Annotated in this window: 2 tRNA genes; both read left to right on the top strand. The window is 38.4% G+C overall.

The annotated features are described in order from the left end of the window. Positions 1–44: 44 nt before the first annotated feature. Positions 45–118 (top strand) — tRNA-Ile (locus tag ACNORC_RS15240). A 150-nt stretch (positions 119–268) separates the two neighbouring features. Next, positions 269–345 (top strand) — tRNA-Ala (locus ACNORC_RS15235). The last annotated feature ends 259 nt before the right edge of the window (positions 346–604 follow it).

Here is a 604-nt window from a genome sequence, read left to right as displayed (position 1 = left end):
ATGTCTTGACTCTTGATTCTAAAAGTCTTGAGTCTTAAAGAAACAGTCTCATAGCTCAGCTGGTTAGAGCGCTACACTGATAATGTAGAGGTCGGCAGTTCGAGTCTGCCTGAGACTACTTTAAAAAGTACGAAGGTAGAAATACGAAGTACGAAGTACGAAGTTCATTTAAATATACTGAAGGAAATTTTAGAAGTTGGGTATCCCAAGTTGACTAGAGGTCATCGATTAACTGATAACTGTTAACTGATAACCGACAACTGAAACTGGGGGATTAGCTCAGCTGGCTAGAGCGCCTGCCTTGCACGCAGGAGGTCATCGGTTCGACTCCGATATTCTCCACCATTTTTAGTATTGAGTACTAAGAATTGAGTATTGAGGTTTTCTCATTACTCATTACTAACTACTCACTACTAAGAGAAACGTTCATTGACATATTGGAAAATAAGAATACGAGAAACATAAAAATTTCTATGATAGTTAATATTATAGATAGAGCAAATTATAATTAAGAGCATATTAGGTAAAAGCACATAAGCTAAATAAGGGCGTATGGGGAATGCCTAGGCTCTCAGAGGCGATGAAGGACGTGATAAGCTGCGAA

This window comes from Salinimicrobium soli (assembly GCF_048323655.1).
GTDB classification, from domain to species: Bacteria; Bacteroidota; Bacteroidia; order Flavobacteriales; family Flavobacteriaceae; genus Salinimicrobium; species Salinimicrobium soli.
Note: the sequence above shows the minus strand (reverse complement) of the source record. Positions and strands in the feature narration are given on the sequence as shown.